17 protein-coding genes are annotated in these 15,452 nt (G+C 63.4%); 6 read left to right on the top strand and 11 right to left on the bottom strand.

Going from position 1 to position 15,452, the window contains the following annotated elements; all coding sequences use genetic code 11:
• Positions 1-101: 101 nt before the first annotated feature.
• Positions 102-935 carry a TatD family hydrolase gene (locus BM315_RS00855; RefSeq protein ID WP_090496836.1) on the bottom strand — a complete coding sequence of 278 codons (834 nt, stop codon included), beginning with the start codon at positions 933-935 and terminating at the stop codon, positions 102-104.
• Between the two features lie 234 nt (positions 936-1,169).
• On the opposite strand from BM315_RS00855, the gene BM315_RS00860 reads away from it, so the two are divergent.
• Together BM315_RS00860 and BM315_RS00865 are read left to right on the top strand one after the other, a co-directional pair.
• Positions 1,170-2,585, top strand: a complete 1,416-nt coding sequence (locus BM315_RS00860; RefSeq protein WP_090496838.1) for an MltF family protein — start codon at positions 1,170-1,172, stop codon at positions 2,583-2,585.
• 99 nt (positions 2,586-2,684) lie between these two features.
• A complete protein-coding gene (locus tag BM315_RS00865; protein ID WP_090496841.1) occupies positions 2,685-3,119 on the top strand; it encodes a DoxX family protein in 435 nt (144 codons plus the stop codon).
• Positions 3,120-3,232: 113 nt separating this feature from the next.
• On the opposite strand, the gene thpR is transcribed toward BM315_RS00865, so the two are convergent.
• Entirely contained in the window at positions 3,233-3,763 is a 531-nt protein-coding gene (gene thpR, locus BM315_RS00870; protein ID WP_090496843.1) for an RNA 2',3'-cyclic phosphodiesterase, read from the bottom strand.
• Between the two features lie 224 nt (positions 3,764-3,987).
• On the opposite strand from thpR, the gene BM315_RS00875 reads away from it, so the two are divergent.
• Positions 3,988-4,296, top strand: a complete 309-nt coding sequence (locus BM315_RS00875; protein ID WP_090496998.1) for a hypothetical protein — start codon at positions 3,988-3,990, stop codon at positions 4,294-4,296.
• A gap of 13 nt (positions 4,297-4,309) precedes the next feature.
• On the opposite strand, the gene greB is transcribed toward BM315_RS00875, so the two are convergent.
• Genes greB through BM315_RS00890 form a run of 3 tightly spaced genes read right to left on the bottom strand, consistent with a single transcriptional unit; the run spans position 4,310 to position 8,026 of the window.
• Entirely contained in the window at positions 4,310-4,807 is a 498-nt protein-coding gene (greB, locus tag BM315_RS00880; protein WP_090496845.1) for a transcription elongation factor GreB, read from the bottom strand.
• A gap of 34 nt (positions 4,808-4,841) precedes the next feature.
• Positions 4,842-7,343 (bottom strand): ABC transporter permease, encoded by a 2,502-nt coding sequence (locus BM315_RS00885; RefSeq protein WP_090496847.1) that lies wholly within the window; start codon positions 7,341-7,343, stop codon positions 4,842-4,844.
• Positions 7,343-8,026 (bottom strand): ABC transporter ATP-binding protein, encoded by a 684-nt coding sequence (locus BM315_RS00890; RefSeq protein WP_090496849.1) that lies wholly within the window; start codon positions 8,024-8,026, stop codon positions 7,343-7,345. The genes BM315_RS00885 and BM315_RS00890 overlap by 1 nt, the downstream gene beginning before the upstream one ends.
• A gap of 10 nt (positions 8,027-8,036) precedes the next feature.
• On the opposite strand from BM315_RS00890, the gene BM315_RS00895 reads away from it, so the two are divergent.
• Entirely contained in the window at positions 8,037-8,642 is a 606-nt protein-coding gene (locus BM315_RS00895; protein WP_090496851.1) for an arylesterase, read from the top strand.
• A gap of 281 nt (positions 8,643-8,923) precedes the next feature.
• On the opposite strand, the gene BM315_RS00900 is transcribed toward BM315_RS00895, so the two are convergent.
• The gene (locus BM315_RS00900; RefSeq protein ID WP_090496853.1) at positions 8,924-9,787 is read right to left on the bottom strand and encodes a universal stress protein; all 864 of its coding nucleotides are present in this window, start codon (positions 9,785-9,787) and stop codon (positions 8,924-8,926) included.
• A 203-nt stretch (positions 9,788-9,990) separates the two neighbouring features.
• Here BM315_RS00900 and BM315_RS00905 point away from each other — a divergent pair, with 203 nt between their 5' ends.
• A complete protein-coding gene (locus BM315_RS00905) occupies positions 9,991-10,593 on the top strand; it encodes a MiaE family protein (protein WP_090497000.1) in 603 nt (200 codons plus the stop codon).
• Between the two features lie 24 nt (positions 10,594-10,617).
• Here the strand turns inward: BM315_RS00905 and BM315_RS00910 are convergent, their stop codons facing one another.
• Positions 10,618-11,838, bottom strand: a complete 1,221-nt coding sequence (locus BM315_RS00910; protein ID WP_212632923.1) for an MFS transporter — start codon at positions 11,836-11,838, stop codon at positions 10,618-10,620.
• Positions 11,839-11,960: 122 nt separating this feature from the next.
• Here BM315_RS00910 and BM315_RS00915 point away from each other — a divergent pair, with 122 nt between their 5' ends.
• Positions 11,961-12,842, top strand: coding sequence for a LysR substrate-binding domain-containing protein (locus BM315_RS00915; protein WP_090496855.1), 882 nt, complete (start codon positions 11,961-11,963; stop codon positions 12,840-12,842).
• A gap of 9 nt (positions 12,843-12,851) precedes the next feature.
• Here the strand turns inward: BM315_RS00915 and lpxH are convergent, their stop codons facing one another.
• From lpxH to BM315_RS00935, 4 genes are all read right to left on the bottom strand, one after another.
• Complete coding sequence (lpxH, locus tag BM315_RS00920; RefSeq protein ID WP_090496857.1) at positions 12,852-13,574, bottom strand: UDP-2,3-diacylglucosamine diphosphatase; 723 nt, start codon at positions 13,572-13,574, stop codon at positions 12,852-12,854.
• Positions 13,571-14,065: a peptidylprolyl isomerase gene (locus tag BM315_RS00925; RefSeq protein WP_090496859.1), complete on the bottom strand. Its 495-nt coding sequence runs from the start codon at positions 14,063-14,065 to the stop codon at positions 13,571-13,573. Before BM315_RS00925 ends, lpxH begins: the two co-directional genes overlap by 4 nt.
• A 544-nt stretch (positions 14,066-14,609) precedes the next feature.
• Positions 14,610-14,879 carry a metal-sensing transcriptional repressor gene (locus tag BM315_RS00930; RefSeq protein WP_090496861.1) on the bottom strand — a complete coding sequence of 90 codons (270 nt, stop codon included), beginning with the start codon at positions 14,877-14,879 and terminating at the stop codon, positions 14,610-14,612.
• Complete coding sequence (locus BM315_RS00935) at positions 14,876-15,436, bottom strand: Tll0287-like domain-containing protein (RefSeq protein ID WP_090496863.1); 561 nt, start codon at positions 15,434-15,436, stop codon at positions 14,876-14,878. Before BM315_RS00935 ends, BM315_RS00930 begins: the two co-directional genes overlap by 4 nt.
• Between the last annotated feature and the right edge of the window lie 16 nt (positions 15,437-15,452).

Raw genomic sequence — 15,452 nt, forward strand, 5'->3', positions numbered from 1 at the left:
ATGTTAACGACCGATTCTGTGTGGACTTTAACGAAGGCGCTGCTCGTGTTTCGCGAGGCTGTAGGCGTTGAGTATGGGGCTGCTGTCATGCAGCAGGCCGTTCAGCGCTGCTCTCGCTCGGTGATTGTGTCGACAATGCTCGGCAGGTTGAAGAATTGCCGGGCACAGGCGCTGCTGTGTGCCGCCAGGCTTTCCAGGCTTTCGTTGCGGTGCAGCGCCACCTCCCTGAGCACTTCGGTCAGGAAGGCCGGTTCGTTGCGACCGCTTTTCGGCTTCGGGCGCAGGCTGCGCGGCAGCAGAAAGGGTGAGTCGGTTTCCAGCATCAGCCGGCCGGCCGGGATTTCCCTGACCAGCGGGTGCAGGTGGGTGCCGCGGCGCTCGTCGCAAATCCAGCCGGTAATGCCGATGTGCAGGTCGAGGTCGAGGTAGTTGAACAGGGCGCGCTTGTCTCCGGTGAAGCAGTGCACTACCGCCGCCGGCAAGCGATCGCGGTAGTCGCGCAGGATCTGCAGCAGGCGCTGGTCGGCGTCGCGCTCATGGAGAAAGACCGGCAGCTGCAGATCGACGGCCAGGGCCAGGTGCTCTTCGAGTACTTTTTCCTGTTGTGGCCGCGGCGAAAAATCACGGTTGAAGTCGAGCCCGCATTCACCCACGGCGCGCACCTGCGGCTCGCGCAGCAAGGCCCGCAGTTGGCTGGCGCTGTCGGCGTTCCAGCTGCCGGCGTCGTGCGGGTGGATGCCGGCGGTGCTGAACAGGCGCTGGCCGCTCCCATCCAGCCGGCGGCACAGTTCCAGGGCCTGTTCGCTTTGCTCCAGACTGGTGCCGGTCAGCAGCAACTGGCAGACACCGGCCGCATAGGCCCGGGCGAGCAGAGCCTCACGCTGTCCGGCGAGGCTGGGATGAGTCAGGTTGACGCCTATGTCGATGAGTTGCATGGTGTGACCTATGGGCTGGGGATGGCAGCATAACAGAGCTTTTTTATTTTAAAAAAATCGATAAATTACAGTGTCTTATGATTGCTTTGTAATGTTGAGTAAATCATCGGGCTGGTATCCGAAAGCGAGCTGTGCGAATCTGCGCGGCCCACGCATTCCTGGAACTTGGCGAGCGCTGCGGTAGTCTCACTCGGCCAATGAGGCCTGGCTACGCGCCCTTGCCGTGGAAACTCGATGTCGCGCCCGCTGCTTTTATTCTGCCTTCTGCTGTTGCTGCCGTTGTCGGCCGCCGCGCGTGTGGCTGGGCCGCCGGAAGTGCGGCAGCCGAGCCAGGCGCGTGATCTGGCGAGTATTCGCAGCAGCGGTGAACTGCGTGTGCTGGTCAACCAGAGTCGTAATAGTTCGGGTGAAGTCAAAGGCCAGAGCATCGGGGTGGAATACCACCGCCTGCGTGCATTCGAGCAGTACCTCAATCGCAATGCCCGCGATGGCCGTGCCCTCAAACTGAAGATCATTCCCAAGGCCAAGGACCAATTGCTCGCGGCCTTGCAGCGCGGCGAGGGCGATCTGGTCGCGCCGGGGGAGTTGCTCAACCTGCGCGGTAGCGGCAGTGTCAGCGCCAGTGCGGCGATCAGCAGCAATGTCCCCTTGATCGTAGTGGCGCGCCAGGGCGATCGACGCTATCAGAGCCTCGAACAGATGTCCGGGCGCAGCCTGGCCTTGGCGTCAGGTAGTGCCGCGGGTGCCGCCGTGCAGGCGTTCAACCAGAAACTGCTGCAAAACAAGCGGCCGCCGATCATCATCGAGTGGGTCGACCCCAGTCTGGCCGTCGAAGATGTGCTGGAGATGGTGCAGGCCGGTATCTACAGCGTCACCGCGGTGGAGCAGCCGATTGCCGAGCGTTGGGCCAAGGTCATGCCCAAGCTGCGCCTGGAGCCGCATCTGGTGTTGGCCAGGAACGGCGACATGCGTTGGTACCTGCGCCGTGAAACACCGATGCTGGGCGCCAGTATCGACCGCTTCCTGGCGAGCTATCGCGCCCCGGCCGATCTGGATGGCGCGTTTCAACGGGTCTATCGGCGCCTGTACAAGGTGCATTACCCGCTTGGGCGAACCGAGCGCCAACGCCTGGAGAAGGTGCGTCCGGTACTGCAACGGCATGCCGCGCAGCAGGGTTTCGATTGGCTGACCCTGGCGGCGCTGGCGTTCAAGGAGTCCACCCTCGATCCGGCTGCGCGGGGTGTCGGCGGTGCCACCGGCTTGATGCAGATAACCCCGGCCGCCGCGCGCAGTGTCGGGGTCGGCAATATCGGCGTGCTGGAGAACAACGTGCAGGCCAGTGCCAAGTACCTGGCGATGATTCGGCGCAATTTCTTCAACAGCCCGCAGCTCAACGAGCGCGAGCGCATGGCCTTCGTCCTGGCCGGTTACAACATGGGGCCGCAGCGGGTGCAGAGCATGCGCGCCGAGGCGCGCCGGCGTGGCCTGAATGCCAATCAGTGGTTCTTCCAGGTCGAGCGGATCGCCATGGAGCAGGTTGGCATGGGGGTGGTCAGTTATGTAAATAGCGTGAACAAGTACTACCTCGCCTATGACCGCGAGCGCTATCTGCTGGAACCGCAGGAAGCAGTGATTAGTGCACGAGAGTGATCTATTTATACGATATTAATTAGCGGTTTTATCGGCTTTTAATATCGGTTAATTGGTTTAGTCTTGGCTCCATCAACCCACACACAAGGATTGCAAGCCATGAACACTCTGATCAAATCTGTCGTTGCCACTCAAGCCGGTTACGGCCTGGCCATTGTGCGCATCATCGCTGGCCTGACCTTCGCTGCACATGGTTCGCAGAAGTTGTTCGGCTGGTTCGGCGGGCATGGCCTGGCGGGCGTGGCCCAGTGGATGGAGAGTATCGGTCTGGCGCCGGGCTATCTGATGGCCTTGCTGGCCGGCAGCGCCGAGTTCTTCGGCGGCCTGGCGCTGATAATCGGTCTGCTGGCGCGTCCGGCGGCGGCACTGTTGGCGGTGACCATGCTGGTGGCGATTGTCACCGTGCATTTGAGCAACGGCTTTTTCATGAGCAACAATGGCTATGAATTCGCTTTGGCCCTGCTGGCCATTAGCCTGGCCATACTGGTCGAGGGGGCAGGCAAACTGTCGCTGGACAGGCAAATCGCCTCCTAGGAAGGAGGAGCTGGGATCAGGTTCAGAAGAATGCCGCTTCCTGCCAAGGGAATGCGGCATTTTTCTTGAGTAGCCAGACACCAGGTGCGGCTCACCAGGGACGCTGTGAAAGGTCAGTCCAGGTCGCCGTGCCGCAATGGCCAGGTGTGCAACGGCCGATAATGGGTGCCGCGCGTGTTCTGCTCGGAGGCGAACAGGGAAAACCGGCTCACCGGCCAAGCGAAAGAGGGAGGGGCGTCGATTGGGAGCTGGGGGCAATGGCGCAGCAGGCTGAGGTGGGCGCGAAAAGGTCGGCTTTCCAGCTGAATCGCGGCGCTGCGCAGGTTGTTGTTCAGCTGCTCGACCAACTCCAGCAATGCCTCGGGCGTGTGGCTCGGGGCCAGGTACAGCAAGCCGTTGCGATGCCGCCCGAGGCGATCCAGATGCAGCTCGAAGGCCTTGGCGCGCAAACCGTCCGCCAGGCCTTGCAGCTGCGCAACGCGGGCGCGCGGCTGCTGGCCGAGAAAGGCCAGGGTCAGGTGCAGGTTGGCCGCGGCGACTGGACGGCCGTGCACGTTCAGGCTGCTGCGCCAGGTGGCGATGGCCTCGGTCAGTTCAGGCGGGCAACCCAGGGCGAAGAACAGGCGCAGAACATCGTCTTTCATGCTGTCCGGTTTCCATGCGGGGCGCTGTCTTGACAGTATTGCGCAGGCTTCTCTAGGATGCCGACCCATGCGCCGATTTAAACAGCTACTTGCGGGGCGCCGAGTCACTTGCAGATTGCAAGGCTCTGAGAAGTACTCTGCGGAGGCTTCGAAATACCGCTAAAGCGCTGGTTCGGTGTCGCCTCTCACCTGCCCGGCGGGATTTCTGAGGCGGAGACATGAGCATGAGTTGCCCCCAACCGCTGATTCGTTTGGCCCCGATCACTTCCGGGCTGAGCCAGCGCAACCCGAAAATTCTCCTCGGCGGCAGTCACCAGCCGACCCTGCTGCGCTATCTCGACGGCTGGCCCAAGCGTTGGGGCGGGCCGCGGGCCTTCCTGATCCACTTCGTCGATGACCATCAGGCGTTGGCGCGTTTCGCCAGCGACAGCTTCGATATGGCGGTGCTGCAAGCACCCAGCGCCGAGCATCTGCACGACGCCATCCGTGAGTTGACGCGGGTCGCCAGGCAGGGCTTGATTACCCGGCGTTGAGCGGCGTCCGCAGTTACGGGTAATCGATGGCGATCACATACCAGGTCTTCTCGCCGGTCGGGGTTGCCACCCGGACTTCGGCGTCCAGGGCTTTGCCGATCAGGGCGCGGGCCAGGGGCGAGTCGATGCTGATCAGGTTGAGTTTCAGCTCCAGCTCGTCCGGACCGACGATGCGATAGCGTGACTCGTTGCCGTCCTCGTCTTCGAGGGTGACCCAGGCGCCGAAATACACCTTGTCGGCATCGCCGGGGCGGCTGCTGACCACTTTCAAGCTTTCCAGGCGTTTAGTGAGAAAGCGCACACGACTGTCGATCTCGCGCAGCATTTTCTTGCCATAGGTGTATTCGGCGTTCTCCGAGCGATCGCCTTGCGCCGCCGCTTCACTGACCGATTGGGTGACCTGGGGCCGGCGAACGTGCCAGAGCTCGTGCAGCTCGGCGCGCAGGCGCGCCTCGCCTTCGGGGGTGATCAGTGGCGTGCCGGCGGAGCGGGGTGGACGATAGCGACTCATGGGGCTGCTGACTGGCGAATGAATGGCGAGTCTATCAGCCCTCGCGCAGCACCGTCAGCGGGCTGACATTCAACGCTCGGCGAGTACCGAGCACGCCAGCGCCACCCACCAGCAGCGCGCCTATCGCGGGCAGGAGCAACAGCCAGGGGTGGGCGTGCCAGGCCAGATCGAAGGCGTAGCGGTAGAGCAGGAAGCTGATCAGTTCGCAACCGATGGCTGCCAGCAGGCCGCTGATTGCCCCAAGCAGGGCGAACTCGGCCCGCCGCGCCTGGACCAGCAATTTGCGCTCGGCACCCAGCGCGCGGAGCAAGGCGCCCTGGCGGATGCGCTCGTCCAGGGTGGCCTGCAAGCCGGCGAACAGCACGGCCAGACCGGCGGCGAGGACGAACAGCAAGACGAATTCGATGGCCAGAGTGACCTGGGCCAGGATGCTGCGCAGCTGCGCGAGCAAGGCTTCGACCTGCAGCAGGGTGACCGCGGGAAAGGCCCGCGACAGTTCGACCAGGCGTCGTTCCTGTTGGGGGGGGAGGTAGAAGCTGGTCAGGTAGGTGACCGGCAGATCCTGCAGGGTGCCGGGTTCGAAGATCATGTAGAAGTTGGGCTGGAAGCTGTTCCAGTCAACTTCGCGCAGGTTGCTGACCCGGGCGTCGCGGTCGAGGCCGCCGACATTGAAACGCAAGCGGTCGCCGAGCTTGAGCTGCAGACTTTCGGCCAGCTCCGACTCGACCGAGACCCCTGGCAAGTCGTCGCTGGACGCACTCCACCAGTCGCCGGCGAGCAACTGATTGCCCTCGGGCAGATCGGCCGCCCAGGTCAGGCTGAGATCGCGGCGAATGGCGCGCTCGCCCTGGGATTCCTTGCTGACGATCTGCCGCACCGGCTCGCCGTTGATCAGGGTCAGGCGTCCGGGTACAACCGGGTAGAGCGGGGCCGGATGGGGCGAGAGTTCGGCCAGGCGCGCGGCGAACGCATCCTTGTCGGCCGGTAAGACATTCAGGGCGAAATGATTGGGTGCCTGCTCGGGCAACTGGTCCTGCCAGGTGTCGAGCAGTTCGCCGCGCAGCAGGGCGATCAAGGCCATGGCCAGCAGGATCAGGCCGAATGCCAGGGCTTGCCCGGCGGCGGCCAAGGGGTGGCGGAGCAGCTGGCCGAGCCCCAGGCGCCAGTGCAGCGAGGAACGGGCCAGCAGGCGGCGCAGGCTTTGCAGGCCGAGCAGGAGCAGGCCGCCGAGCAGCAGGGCGGTAATCAGGCCGCCGCCGAGCAGGACGAAGGTCAGTTGCAGGTCCAGACTCAGGCGCCACATGATCAGGCCGAGGGCGAACAGGGCGGCGCCATACACCAGCCAGGAGCTGGCGGGCACGGGCAGCAGGTCGCGGCGCAGCACGCGTAGCGGCGGCACCCGGCCGAGGGCGGCCAGTGGCGGCAGGGCGAAGCCGGCGAGAGCGACCAGGCCGGTGGCGATGCCAGCCAGTGCGGGCCATAAACCGCCAGCCGGGATCTGCGCCGGTAGCAGGCCCTGCAACAGGTAGAACAGGCCATGCTGGGCCAGCCAACCGAGCAGGGCGCCGATCAGGCTGGTGCCGAGCCCGAGCAGGGCCAGTTGCAGGCCGAACAGGCCCAGTGCCTGGTTGCGCGACAGTCCCAGGCAACGCAGCAAGGCACTGGTATCGAAGCGTCGGGCGGCGAAGCGCGCGGCCGAAAGGGCCACCGCTACCCCGGCGAGCAGCACGGCCGCCAGGCTGGCGAGGTTCAGGTAGCGTTCGGCGCGACCCAGGGCGCTGCCGATTTGCCGATTGCCGTCGCGGGCATCCTCGAGGCGCTGGTTGGCCGCCAGCTTCGTGCCGATTACCTGTCGGTAAGCGCCCAGAGCCTGCGGCGTACCACGCCAGAGTTCGCGGTAGCGTACCCGGCTGCCAGGCTGCACCACTCCGGTGGCGGCCAGGTCATCCAGGTGCATCAGTACGCGCGGGGTCAGGCTGTAGAAGTCGCCGGCACGATCCGGCTCGTAGGTCAGGACCCGGCGCAGGGTCAGGGGTTTCGAGCCGACTTCGATGGTGTCGCCGACGCTCAACTCCAGCGCGGCGAACAGGCGTGCCTCGGCCCAGGCCTCGCCGGGTTGCGGGCCAGGACCGGTTTGCTCGGCTGCGTAGGGTTCAGCGGCGCTTTTCAGCTGGCCGCGCAGTGGGTAGGCACTGTCGGCGGCTTTGACGCTGGCCAGTTGGATGCCGGCATCGCTGGCGATCACGCTGGAGAACTCGACCACCTGGGAGTGCTCCAGACCCAACTGTTTGCCCTGACTGACCTGTTCCGGAGCGGCGGGCGTACTGCCGCTGAGCAGCAGGTCGGCGCCGAGGAACTCGGTCGCCCGCATCAGCATGCCGTCGTTCAACCGCGCGCTGAAGTAGCCGATCGCGGTGCTGGCGGCGACTGCGACCAGCAGGGCGAAGAACAGCACGCGCAACTCGCCGGCGCGGGCGTCGCGCAACAGTTGGCGGGTCGCCAGGGAGAGCAGTCGGGCCAACGGCAAGTGGGTCATCAGGGTTCCACGTGGTCGACCAGGTGGCCGCCTTCGAGGCGGATCAGGCGCTGACAACGATGGGCCAGGCGCTCGTCGTGGGTGACCAGCACCAGGGTCGCCCCGCGCTCGCGGTTAAGCTCAAAGAGCAGGTCGCTGATGCGTTCACCGGTGTGGCTGTCGAGGTTGCCGGTGGGCTCGTCGGCGAACAGCACGTCGGGTTCGGCGACGAAGGCGCGGGCAATCGCCACGCGCTGCTGTTCGCCGCCGGAGAGCTGGCGCGGATAGTGGGTCAAACGCTGGCCCAGGCCGACCCGCTCGAGCAGGGCATGGGCGCGCTGGCGGGCATCGGCATGGCCTTCCAGCTCGAGCGGCAGCATGACGTTTTCCAGGGCATTGAGGCTGTCGAGCAACTGGAACGATTGAAACACGAAGCCGACATGCTCGGCGCGTATCCGCGCGCGCTGGTCTTCATCCAGTGCGGCCAGGTCGTGGCCGGCCAAGGCGACAGTGCCGTTGCTCGGCAGATCGAGGCCGGCGAGCAGGCCGAGCAGGGTGGATTTGCCCGAACCGGAGCTGCCGACAATGGCCAGGCTATCGCCCCTGTTCAGCGCCAGGGACAGGTCATGGAGTATGGTCAACTCGCCTTCCGCGCTGGCAACCACTTTGCTAAGGTTGCGGGCGGTAAGAATGCTTGAGCTCATGGAGAATCCAATGCGTGCAGGGTTAATGAGTGCGATTTTTACCCTGTTGTGCTGGGGGCAGCTCGCGCTGGCGGACACCGTGCTGGTCGTTGGCGATAGTATCAGCGCGGCTTTCGGCCTGGATACCCGGCAGGGCTGGGTCGCATTGCTGGAAAAACGCCTGGCCGAGCAGGGTTATCAACACCAGGTGGTGAATGCCTCGATCAGTGGCGACACCAGTGCAGGCGGCGCCGCGCGGCTGCCTGGACTGCTTGCCGAGCATCGGCCGAGCCTGGTGATTCTGGAACTGGGCGGCAACGATGGCCTGCGTGGCCAGCCCCCCGCGCAATTGCAACAGAATCTTGCGTCCATGGTTCAGCAGTCGCAGAAGGCGGGGGCCGAGGTGCTGATTTTGGGGATGAAACTGCCGCCCAATTACGGGCAGCGCTATACGACTGCTTTTGCCGAAGTGTTCCCCAGGGTGGCCAGTGAGACCGGTGCGACCTTGGTGCCTTTTCTGCTGGAGGGCATAGGGGGCGTGCCTTCGATGATGCAGAGCGATGGTATTCACCCAACTGTCGAAGCCCAGTCTCGGATACTGGAAAACGTTTGGCCGACACTCAAGCCGCTGCTCTGAAGCAACCTCTGAAGAGCAAGGCACGCTACGCGAAAGTAAGGGAGTTTAGTGAGCTAAATGACCCTGCTTTTCACGTAGCGTAACGCCACGGCGGGCGTTTGGAGGCGGTCGCAGTAGGCGGGAGTTTTTTCACAAACTCCTACCTTGCCGGTGCAAACGCAGGCGAAGCAGACAGAAGGGCTAGGCACCCCGGCGAAAACAGCCGAGAAACGTAGCGTAGCGAAGCAGCAGCCAACGGCTGCTAGCGAGATCGCCGCGCCCCAAACCTCACCGATGGAGCCCTAGTGCTGTGACACCAGCTCCTCCAGGTGGGCGATGATGTCGTCGGGTTTGAGCACCAGGACGTCGCAGTCCAGCGCGTCGAGGATGACCTCAGCAGTATTGCCGATCAGCGCCCCGGACAGGCCGGTGCGAGCCACTGTGCCGATCACGGTCACGGCGGCATTCAGTTGATGAGCGACCTGGGGGATCAGTACGTCGGCCGGGCCTTCGGCAACATGCAGGCGCTCCTCGGCGATGTCGTATTCGGCCTGGAAGGCCTTGCACTCATTGCGGTAGCGCGCCTCGATGGTCTCTTTCAACTGAAAGGTCGGGTCTGCGGCCGACAGCATCGGCGCGGGGTGGGCGCTGATTACGTGCAGGTCGGCCTTGGCCAGCGCGGCGATGTCGTAGCCGTGGTTGATGATGCTGTTGTGCAGGGTGCGGTGCTCACCGTCGGCGTTACCGACATCGACCGCAGCCAGTATGGTGCCGCCAGTCCAGGGTTTGTCGGTTTTCACCATCAGCACCGGGGCCGGGCAATAGCGCAAGAGTTTCCAGTCGTCCGGGGTGAGCAGGGCTTTTTTCAGCGGATTGTCGGGAAAGTGCTGCTTGATCACCAAACCACAGCCTTCGGCCTGCTGCACGGTGATGATGGTCTGGTGCAGGTTCTCATGCCAGGCCTGCTGGCTGGAGGTACTGTAACCTTCCTTGTCGAGCGTGGCGCACAGGTCGCTAAGATAGGCCGAGTGCTCATGCTTCTTGCTGCAGACCAGCAAGTGCAGGTGCGATTGCGTCACGCCAGCGATCAATTTGGCCCGCTTGAGTGCCAAGCCTTCGGGTCGTTCTGGTTCCATGACCACTAAAATATTGCGAATGGCTTGCATGCTCGTCTCCGTCCGATGTGTTTGTGACTCGTGACTGCTGTCCTAGCTACTACTGTAACTACTATAAGTGCAGCATAGATGCAGCAACAGCAGCGTGTTGTTGACCGGTATCAACGGCGTGGCTGGCTGTTCGCGCCGCCATTCGTATAATGGCCGGCCCTGCCTGCCCGCCCGCCGAGGCGGCCATCGAATTTCGTGAGCCTATGCAACTGTTACCTGAAATTGAAGCGTTTCTGCTCTGCCCAACGCCTGACGCCTGGATCGCCCAGGCCTTGCAAAATCAGGACGTAATGCTGATAGATCACGCCAATTGCGAGAAGAAGGCGGCATCAACTGCCTTGACCCTGCTTTTTCGCTATATCGAAAAGGCTGATTTGCAATATAACTTGTCGCGTTTGGCCCGTGAGGAGTTACGCCATTTCGAGCAGGTCGCGGCGTTGATGAAAAAGCGCGGCATTGCCTATCGCCCGGTCAGTGCCGCCCTGTATGCCCAGCGCCTGCACAAACACATGCGCAGCAGCGAGCCGCATAAATTGGTGGACACCCTGATCGTCGGGGCTTTTATCGAAGCGCGCTCCTGTGAGCGATTCTTTCGCCTGGCGCCACATCTGGACGAGGAACTGGGGCAGTTCTATCGCTCGCTGCTCAAGTCCGAGGCGCGGCACTACCAGGGTTACCTGAAAATGGCGCGCGACTATTCGGCAGAGCCTATCGATGAGCGGGTGGCGTACTTCGCCGAGATCGAGCGCGAGGCGATCCTCACGCCCGATAAGGAATTCCGCTTTCACAGCGGCGCAGCCGCTTAGGGCAAGCGCCGCCCTTGTCGCAAATCAACAGGCCTCGGCAGCTGCCAGCTTTGCCGCCAGCGCTGCCTGGCGGTCGCCGCGCAAGATGACGATTGCCAATGCCACCAGGAGCAAGGACGCTCCGGTTAGCACGAAGAAAATGCCTTGCAATGAGCCGGTCGTTTCGCGGATGTACCCGGCCAACAAGTTGCCCAGGGTGCCGCCCAGGCCGAAGGTCACCATGCAGATGCCGCTGATCTGCATGGTGGCGGTCGATGAATAGTGCTGGTTGACCCAGCCGGCGACGATGCCCCACATCGGGAAGTACATCAGGCCATAGCCGAAGCCGGCGACCAGGGCAAACTTGCCCGGGTCCGCGACGAATGCCAGCAAGCCCAGGGCGAAGCCGCTGAAGATCACCAGCAGGGCCGTGCCATGGCCCTTGTGGTCGGCCAGCTTGCCGGTGACGAAACCGGCCACCATGCCGGTGCCGCCGACCGTCGCCCAGGTGTAGCCGCCCAGCGCCGCCGGCAGGCTGAGTTCATCCAGGTAGCTGTTGAGCCAGTAGGAAAACGGCATGGTGGTGAAGCCGACCAGCAGGCAGATCAGGCAGGCGAACAGGGCGGTGCGCTCGCCGATGATGGTGGCGAACAGCCGGGAAGTCGGGATCACCGAGTCGACCGGACCGGCGCTGGCGGTCGGACTGACGGGCGCCGGCTTGAGGTCGCGCAGCATGTGCCAGGTCAGGGTTACGACCAGCAGGCCGAACAGCCCGGCGACCTGCCAACTGGCCTGCCAGCCAAGCAGCGGCACCACGACAAGGATCAGCAGACCATTGATGGCATAGCCCCAGGCCGTGCCGCTGGAGGCGCAGGACAGGTAGGTCGAGCGCGACTCGGCACGGGCGCAGCGGCTGACGATCTCGACGATGCAGCCCCAGCTGATTGCCGCGCTGGCGGCCAGGCAAGTCAGGGTCAGCGTGATCAGCAAGGGATCACGCAGCTGCGACATGGTGAGCAGCAGGGTGCTGGAGGTAATGCCGGTGATCAGGGCTAGGCGGCCGGTGCCCAGGCGATGGCCGAGCAGGCCCAGGAGCATGGCGCCGCCGAGATAGGCCAATTGGGTCAGGGCGCCGATGGTCGCCAGCTGCCAGGCGCTGATCTCGATGGATTCGCGCATAAACGGCATCAGGGCGGCAAACAGGAACATGCCGAAACCATGGCTGACGATCTGGTTCATGCCGAACGTGGTGGGCATTCGCATCATTCGGACTCCGTGATGGCGCTGGGCGCATGGGGCTGGCTGGATGCCGGCTAAGATATCCGCTTGCCAGAATTCGTAAAAACGATAAATATTGATCGTGACCTTCAATAAAGTTGAATTCTGCCATGCGCGACCTGCCAATTGTCTTGCTGCGTACCTTCGTCATGGTCGCCGAGACGCTGAATCTGACCACCGCGGCCCTGCGTCTGCATCGCGCGCCCTCGACCATCAGCATGCAGCTCACGCGACTGGAGGAGCTGGTAGCGGCCGAACTGCTACAGCGCGGCCAGTACGGGGTCAGGCTGACCCCCGCCGGAGAACAGCTGAAGTCCTGCGCACAGGAGCTGCTTAACCTGCATGACCGCATCCTCGGCACCTTCCGGCACGCCGATGTAGGCGGGCAGGTGCGCCTTGGTACCCATGACCAATACGCCACGCGTAACCTCGCGCCTCTGCTGGAGATATTCGTGCTGAGCTACCCGGAGGCCAATCTGGAGGTGGTCTGTGATCATCGGCCCGATTACCTGGCGTCGCTGGTGGCCGAGGGCAAGTTGGACCTGGCCCTGGTTGAGATGCCGGCCTTGTCGGATGGCGGGCAGCGCTTGTTTCGCGATGAGCTGGTCTGGGTGTGCAACGAGGCACATTCGACGCACCAGCGCGAACCGCTGCCGCTGGCGGTCTTTGCCGAGGGCTGCTATCACCGTGATTCGGCGCGCAAGGCCCTGGCCAGCGCGCAGATCCCGTACCGGATTGCCTTCACCAGTCAGAGTCGGGCGGGCGTCCTGGCGGCCGTACGTGCAGGGATCGGTGTGGGGATCATTCCCCGTTCGACCCTGGAGCCTGGTCTACAGGTGATCGAGCAAGGACTGCCGTCCCTGCCGGGTACGGATATCACCCTGTTCGTCGCCGAACAGGTCAACGAGGCGACTCAGCGCCTGGCGCAAACCATTGAGGCAAGCCCGCAATACCGACACCAGGCCGTCGCTCCTGCAGCGTTAAGCCTGTAGCGGCGCTGATCAACTGAGAGAGAAGGGGGCCAGCTGCCAGTTTTGCTCGTCGACCTGTAAGGCCCAGCCCTGACTGTCCCAGTCACCCAGGACAATCCGCCGGGCGGGCTGGCCGGCCACCTCCAGTTGGTGCACCGCGGGGCGATGGGTGTGGCCGTGAATCAACGTGCGCACGCCGTGGGCGGCCATGATGCGCGGCACTTCTGTCGGGGTGACATCGACAATGTCGCTGGCTTTCATGCGGGTTTGCGCGCGGCTTTCCTTGCGCAGCTTGCGCGCCAGCTTGCGGCGAGTGGCCAGCGGCAGGTTGCGCAGGATGAACAGTGCCAGCGGGTTGCGTAGCCAGCGGCGCAGGCGCATGTAGGCCTCATCCTGGGTACAGAGGCTGTCGCCGTGCATCAACAGGACTTTCTCCCCCGCGAGTTCGACCAGGCTGGGGTCGCGCAGCAGGCTGCAGCCAGCTTCCCGGCAAAAGGCCTGGCCAATCATGAAGTCGCGATTGCCGTGCATCAGGTAGATGCGCGTACCGCTGTCACTGAGCTGACGCAGGGCCTGGGCAATACTGTGTTGAAAGGGGCTGATGGCGTCGTCGCCGATCCATACCTCGAAGAAGTCGCCAAGGATATACAGCGCCTCGGCTTCGCTGGCGCGGTGCTTTAGAAAATGCAGAAACGCCCGGCTGATGTCCGGGCGCTCCTGTTCGAGATGCAGGTCGGAGATCAGCAGGATCACTCGACGATCTCGGCCTTCTCGATGATTACGTCGTCGACCGGCACGTCCTGGTGACCGGATTTCATGGTGGTGGCAACGCCCTTGATCTTCTCGACCACGTCCATGCCTTCGACCACTTCACCGAATACCGCATAGCCCCAGCCTTGCACGGTTGGTGCGCTGTGGTTGAGGAAGCTGTTGTCGGCGACGTTGATGAAGAACTGTGCGGAGGCCGAATGCGGCTCCATGGTGCGGGCCATGGCTACGGTGCCGATCTTGTTGGCCAGGCCGTTGTTGGCTTCGTTCTTGATGGTCGCGCGGGTGGCTTTCTGCTTCATGCCTGGCTCGAAACCGCCGCCCTGAACCATGAAGTTGCTGATCACGCGGTGGAAGATAGTGTTGTCGTAATGACCTTCCTTCACGTATTGCTTGAAGTTGGCCACGGTTTCCGGGGCTTTGTCTTCGAACAGATTGAGGGTGATGACGCCATGGTTGGTGTGCAGCTTGATCATGTAGGTAATCGCTCTGTCGGGAAATCCAGCGGCCTGCTCAATATTGATACTGCGTTAGTGATGCGCGGTGGATAGAGAACGGGTTCGTGGAGTGTCGGTGGGTTGAGTCGGGTGACCCCGAACCATAACCGGCGCGGAGTCCCGAAGAGCCGTACATGCGCTTTTTGGCACATATGGCTCAAGCCTTTTCAATGCCCTTTTGGGGCGTTAAACCACGTACGTGGAACTGTAGGTGGCAGCCGGGATGCAATAATACCCGGTTTTTAAAAAGTCGTTGCCGCCTTGTGAACGGTGCCAAGTGTGGCGGCCATGTCTGCTCGTCTCAATGGGTATGACGTGCTTGCACAAGCAGAGTCCCTTCGGCTTGGCTGCAAGCATTGTGATGCTGCGGCTTTTCAGCCTTGGTTTAATGCGTGAATGCTTGTGTGCGCTCCATTGGCGGATCGGCAGTCGAGCGCGGCAGATGTTATTCCCGTGCCTGCGGGTTACGCCGGCTCTTGCAGAGGATCAAGCGGAGCCCGAGGTTGTTCGTGAATAATCCCGGCTAGGTGTATTTAGTGAAGATCGCGCGGACCCGGGCCAGGGTTTCGCCGGGGGCATGCTCGGGGTCGAGTACGGCCTCTTCCAGCAGGCAGGCGAGCAGCTCCTGATAGGCCTTGTCCAGCGCCTTGCGGGCGGCGGCGAATTGCTGGGCGATGGCTTCGCAGTCCTCGCTGCGGCGGATCATCGCCTGGATGCCGCGGATCTGCCCTTCGACCCGGGCCAGGCGCTTGAGCATGGCGTCTTGATGGGCGGCGCGGGTTTGTTCGCTCATGGTGTTGCCTCTGCCAGCGTGCGGCGCAGGGTGAAGGCGCCACGCAGTTCGCCCAGGCTAAAGCCGCTGGCCCGGTCGTCGGGATAGTGTTGCTCGATCTGCGTCGCCACCTCGGCCTTGATCGCTTGGCCATGGCAGGCCAGGCACGGCTCGCCGGTGGCGATGGCCTGCATATAACGGAATTCGCCGTCGACGACCGCCGATGCGCTCATCTGCGTCAGCGCTTCGCCGGCGCTTTGCCGTTGCAAGAAGTCTTCCAGTACCTGACGTTCCCAGGCATCCGGCTGATTGTCCGGGTTGCGCAGGCGCAGGGCGGTGCGTCCGACTGTCCAGGGCTGCTGGCTGTGCTCGGCAGCGATAGTCGGCGCGAGCAGGTGGCAGGCTTGCACGGCCTGTACCGGGCCGCCCTCGGCGACCGCCTGTTTTACCGTCTGCATCAGCTGTTGCTGGAAGGCTGGGATAAGGCCGGCGGCTTCGCGTTCGAGGCTGGCCAGGTCAGCAGCGGGTGCGGCCCAGACCAGTGTCGGCAGGGCGGCAAGTACGAGGATCAGGCGCATGCGGTATCACTCCAGG

It is taken from the genome of Pseudomonas borbori, from assembly GCF_900115555.1.
GTDB lineage: Bacteria > Pseudomonadota > Gammaproteobacteria > Pseudomonadales > Pseudomonadaceae > Aquipseudomonas > Aquipseudomonas borbori.

What these genes read in the sequence shown, in the direction of transcription:
- BM315_RS00855 (WP_090496836.1), bottom strand. Translation starts at nt 935, where the DNA reads ATGCAACTCATCGACATAGGCGTCAACCTGACTCATCCCAGCCTCGCC.
- BM315_RS00860 (WP_090496838.1), top strand. Translation starts at nt 1,170, where the DNA reads ATGTCGCGCCCGCTGCTTTTATTCTGCCTTCTGCTGTTGCTGCCGTTG.
- BM315_RS00865 (WP_090496841.1), top strand. Translation starts at nt 2,685, where the DNA reads ATGAACACTCTGATCAAATCTGTCGTTGCCACTCAAGCCGGTTACGGC.
- thpR (WP_090496843.1), bottom strand. Translation starts at nt 3,763, where the DNA reads ATGAAAGACGATGTTCTGCGCCTGTTCTTCGCCCTGGGTTGCCCGCCT.
- BM315_RS00875 (WP_090496998.1), top strand. Translation starts at nt 3,988, where the DNA reads ATGAGTTGCCCCCAACCGCTGATTCGTTTGGCCCCGATCACTTCCGGG.
- greB (WP_090496845.1), bottom strand. Translation starts at nt 4,807, where the DNA reads ATGAGTCGCTATCGTCCACCCCGCTCCGCCGGCACGCCACTGATCACC.
- BM315_RS00885 (WP_090496847.1), bottom strand. Translation starts at nt 7,343, where the DNA reads ATGACCCACTTGCCGTTGGCCCGACTGCTCTCCCTGGCGACCCGCCAA.
- BM315_RS00890 (WP_090496849.1), bottom strand. Translation starts at nt 8,026, where the DNA reads ATGAGCTCAAGCATTCTTACCGCCCGCAACCTTAGCAAAGTGGTTGCC.
- BM315_RS00895 (WP_090496851.1), top strand. Translation starts at nt 8,037, where the DNA reads ATGCGTGCAGGGTTAATGAGTGCGATTTTTACCCTGTTGTGCTGGGGG.
- BM315_RS00900 (WP_090496853.1), bottom strand. Translation starts at nt 9,787, where the DNA reads ATGCAAGCCATTCGCAATATTTTAGTGGTCATGGAACCAGAACGACCC.
- BM315_RS00905 (WP_090497000.1), top strand. Translation starts at nt 9,991, where the DNA reads ATGCAACTGTTACCTGAAATTGAAGCGTTTCTGCTCTGCCCAACGCCT.
- BM315_RS00910 (WP_212632923.1), bottom strand. Translation starts at nt 11,838, where the DNA reads ATGATGCGAATGCCCACCACGTTCGGCATGAACCAGATCGTCAGCCAT.
- BM315_RS00915 (WP_090496855.1), top strand. Translation starts at nt 11,961, where the DNA reads ATGCGCGACCTGCCAATTGTCTTGCTGCGTACCTTCGTCATGGTCGCC.
- BM315_RS00925 (WP_090496859.1), bottom strand. Translation starts at nt 14,065, where the DNA reads ATGATCAAGCTGCACACCAACCATGGCGTCATCACCCTCAATCTGTTC.
- BM315_RS00930 (WP_090496861.1), bottom strand. Translation starts at nt 14,879, where the DNA reads ATGAGCGAACAAACCCGCGCCGCCCATCAAGACGCCATGCTCAAGCGC.
- BM315_RS00935 (WP_090496863.1), bottom strand. Translation starts at nt 15,436, where the DNA reads ATGCGCCTGATCCTCGTACTTGCCGCCCTGCCGACACTGGTCTGGGCC.